The following is a 2,822-nucleotide window of genomic DNA, read 5'->3' as shown; positions in this document are numbered from 1 at the left end:
AAAAAAGAAGACACAGTACCCTGAATTATCAAACAATAGAAGAATTTAACAATCAAAACAAAATTTACAAAAATGTAGCTTAACTCTAACTGGAAGCTAAATTAGTATATCCAAATAAAGGAATTAGTAAAATAAGTAGTTTTTTCATGTTTATAATTTTCCCAAAGTAAAGAAAAAATTACACACCACACAATACAGTATTTTTACAGAAATTTTACAGGGTTATATATGATTTACATATTCTTTAAGCTCAAATAAACTTGTAAAAGTTTTAAGTTCACCATTTAACATTGTAATGGCAATGGCTTTATCATTGTTTTTAACATTTGTAAATAATTCTGAAAAATCCACATCTAAAGCTTTAGATATTGAAATTAACGTGCTTAATTTTGGGTTTCCTTTCCCATTAATAATGTCACTTATTGAAGTTCGCGACAGTTTTTCTCCATTCTCTTCAATCCTATTTTTTAAAGATTCTATAGAAATTCCCTTTTGCTGCATGATCGTAGCAATTTTTAATATATCCATATAAAGTTTATTTGTTACCGCAAATATATAAATAAAAACTAAACTTTTTATTAAAATAAAAAATATCAAAAAAAGTTGTTAAAACATTTGTTAGTTTAAATACTTTAGTTTACATTTGCGTAATAGTTAACAAGTAAAGTTTACAATATGCAAACAATATCATTACAGAGAGCGGAAAAGATAGCGAGAAACATTAACGCAATGGATACGAACTACCATAGATCAGATGACGTAAGATCTTGGAAGTTCTGGAACAACTTGGAAAAAGTAATTAAGAAAAAATTATCCGAACTCTCTAACGATGATGTTGAAGCCATAAGACCATTATTGAACCCAACAGAAGCGAAATTCTTTAACCTAATATAAAAAATCATATTTATGAAAGTAATAATCAACATTCAGACACCAAGTTTCTATACTAAGTTTAATTTTTTGACTTTCGAAGTTCATGAAATCGGAAATACATGGGTATCTATTAAAGGACTTAATCCAGAATTACCTCTAAATCAAACCGATTTTACTTTTAGCGAAGTTTTTATAGTTGATATTGAAAAAGAAATGCAGATGGCACGAGAAAATTCAGATTGGAGCGGAGGAGAAGCAACACGAAAGTTTGAAAGCCTTAAAAAATATTGTGAATTCAGAAAAATAAAAGATAAAACTTTCTTTGTTCCTGCTCAATAATCAATTTAAATCTTACCAATATGAAAACAATCTTATCTACCATTATGCGAAATGCATGTACAGTATAAACAGAATGGAACATGGCTGCTTTATAGTAAACATCAGGACAAAGGTTACACAAAAACAAAAACACATTCCTTTACCGATTCGTCTGGAAATACACAAACTTCGATGCAGACCGTTTGGACCGAAAAAGGAAGGTTGTTTATACATGATCTTTTAAAGCAAAAAGCAACAGCGTAAAACAAAAGATAAAGAACACTTAATTATGTTCTTTATCTTTCATATATTTGAAAAAAAGAAACCGTGATGTTAAACATTTTATTATTAGTCATTGTAGTCTTATTAATAATATGGAATATTTACGATAACATTCAATATAAAAAGATTTTAAAAAAACACATTGATCTTATTGACAAGCAGGCAGAATGTATAAGAGAACTAAAGAAATTCTGTGATCAATGCTCAATTTTCATTAAAAATAGTTAACAAAATCTGTATCTATTTATTTGAATTAGTCACAATTTAATCTGACAGTTTTATTGGCAATTACACCCAAACTGTCAGATCAAGTAGTGGCTATTACAATTTCTGCTTATATAAACAACCAATAGTCATGGCCTTTACAATCAAAGTGTTAATAGAACCTTTTTTGTTGTTATATTATGAATAAATGAGTCTTCTTAATTTTTTGTTTAGTCCACCGAAACAGTCCATGTTATAGGAGAACCATTAATTGAGAATGTAAAATTTGCACTAGCGCCGGGAGTATGTGGGGCTGGGAATCCTGATATATTAAAATAAAGTGTACCACCTTTAGGATCATACGTATTATTCATTGGAATTAAAACTAAACCGGTAACCCCTGTTGAATTTACCGTATTTAAGGGAGGAGATATAGTCCCAGTACCTCCTTTAAGTCTAATAAATCCTGTCGCACTAACTTTATTAGTTGCGCTAGACATTACTGCGAGAGGAAAGTAAGTCGCGTCAAATGAAAGTGGAGCATTAACACAATTTGAAAGATCATTCCAAGCTCCATTACCATATCCCTTAAAACATTTTCCAGTAGTATCAAAAATAATCATCCCATCGGAAGGGCTAGAAATAGCTGATGGACCTACAACTCGGTTGGTCATAAAAGCTTTATTGGTTGCGCCTAAGTCTAAGCTGGCTCCAGCATTTGGATTCGTAGTTCCTATTCCTATATTACCACCATTATTGTTCGTTAAATATAGCAACTCATTCAGTGTCTGTCCTACACTAAAGGATAAATAGCGCGGTCCTAACATTGTCGTTGTATTAATATCCCCAAAATTAATCCTCGCTATTGGCCCTCCCAATAAAGAACTATTGGTACGCATTATAATTCCATAGTTGTCAGTCCTATTACCATAAGAAAAGCCATCCTGACCAATATTAATATCTAAAGCATTTTTAGTGGTTGCTGATGTTATCGCCGCATTTAAGTACTGGCTTCCTTCTACATGCAATTTAGCGGTAGGTGCTGCTGTTCCAATTCCCACATTACCATTAGAATGTATTCTCATTCTCTCATTCGTGTTAGAGTTTGCAACTCCTGTCCAGAAAGAAATTACACCATTGGTAAC

The 2,822-nt window shown here is 31.3% G+C and carries 4 protein-coding genes and 1 pseudogene; 3 read left to right on the top strand and 2 right to left on the bottom strand.

The features are described 5' to 3' along the window. Positions 1 to 222 precede the first annotated feature (222 nt). Positions 223 to 528: a helix-turn-helix domain-containing protein gene (locus tag BW926_RS13935; RefSeq protein ID WP_076447941.1), complete on the bottom strand. Its 306-nt coding sequence runs from the start codon at positions 526 to 528 to the stop codon at positions 223 to 225. Positions 529 to 729: 201 nt separating this feature from the next. Here BW926_RS13935 and BW926_RS13930 point away from each other — a divergent pair, with 201 nt between their 5' ends. Genes BW926_RS13930 through BW926_RS13920 form a run of 3 tightly spaced genes read left to right on the top strand, consistent with a single transcriptional unit; the run spans position 730 to position 1,455 of the window. Continuing rightward, the gene (locus tag BW926_RS13930) at positions 730 to 894 is read left to right on the top strand and encodes a hypothetical protein (protein WP_228403462.1); all 165 of its coding nucleotides are present in this window, start codon (positions 730 to 732) and stop codon (positions 892 to 894) included. 12 nt (positions 895 to 906) lie between these two features. Beyond that, positions 907 to 1,212, top strand: a complete 306-nt coding sequence (locus BW926_RS13925; protein ID WP_076447938.1) for a hypothetical protein — start codon at positions 907 to 909, stop codon at positions 1,210 to 1,212. Positions 1,213 to 1,263: 51 nt separating this feature from the next. Next, positions 1,264 to 1,455 (top strand): phage antirepressor KilAC domain-containing protein, encoded by a 192-nt coding sequence (locus BW926_RS13920; protein ID WP_076447936.1) that lies wholly within the window; start codon positions 1,264 to 1,266, stop codon positions 1,453 to 1,455. A gap of 452 nt (positions 1,456 to 1,907) precedes the next feature. Here BW926_RS13920 and BW926_RS13910 read toward each other — a convergent pair. Then, a pseudogene (locus BW926_RS13910) lies at positions 1,908 to 2,822 on the bottom strand (hypothetical protein); the annotation flags it as partial.

Source organism: Chryseobacterium sp. RU37D (genome assembly GCF_900156075.1).
GTDB lineage: Bacteria > Bacteroidota > Bacteroidia > Flavobacteriales > Weeksellaceae > Chryseobacterium.
Note: the sequence above shows the minus strand (reverse complement) of the source record. Positions and strands in the feature narration are given on the sequence as shown.

Coding starts and splice junctions, on each gene's coding strand:
- BW926_RS13935 (WP_076447941.1), bottom strand. CDS start 528: ATGGATATATTAAAAATTGCTACGATCATGCAGCAAAAGGGAATTTCT.
- BW926_RS13930 (WP_228403462.1), top strand. CDS start 730: ATGGATACGAACTACCATAGATCAGATGACGTAAGATCTTGGAAGTTC.
- BW926_RS13925 (WP_076447938.1), top strand. CDS start 907: ATGAAAGTAATAATCAACATTCAGACACCAAGTTTCTATACTAAGTTT.
- BW926_RS13920 (WP_076447936.1), top strand. CDS start 1,264: ATGCATGTACAGTATAAACAGAATGGAACATGGCTGCTTTATAGTAAA.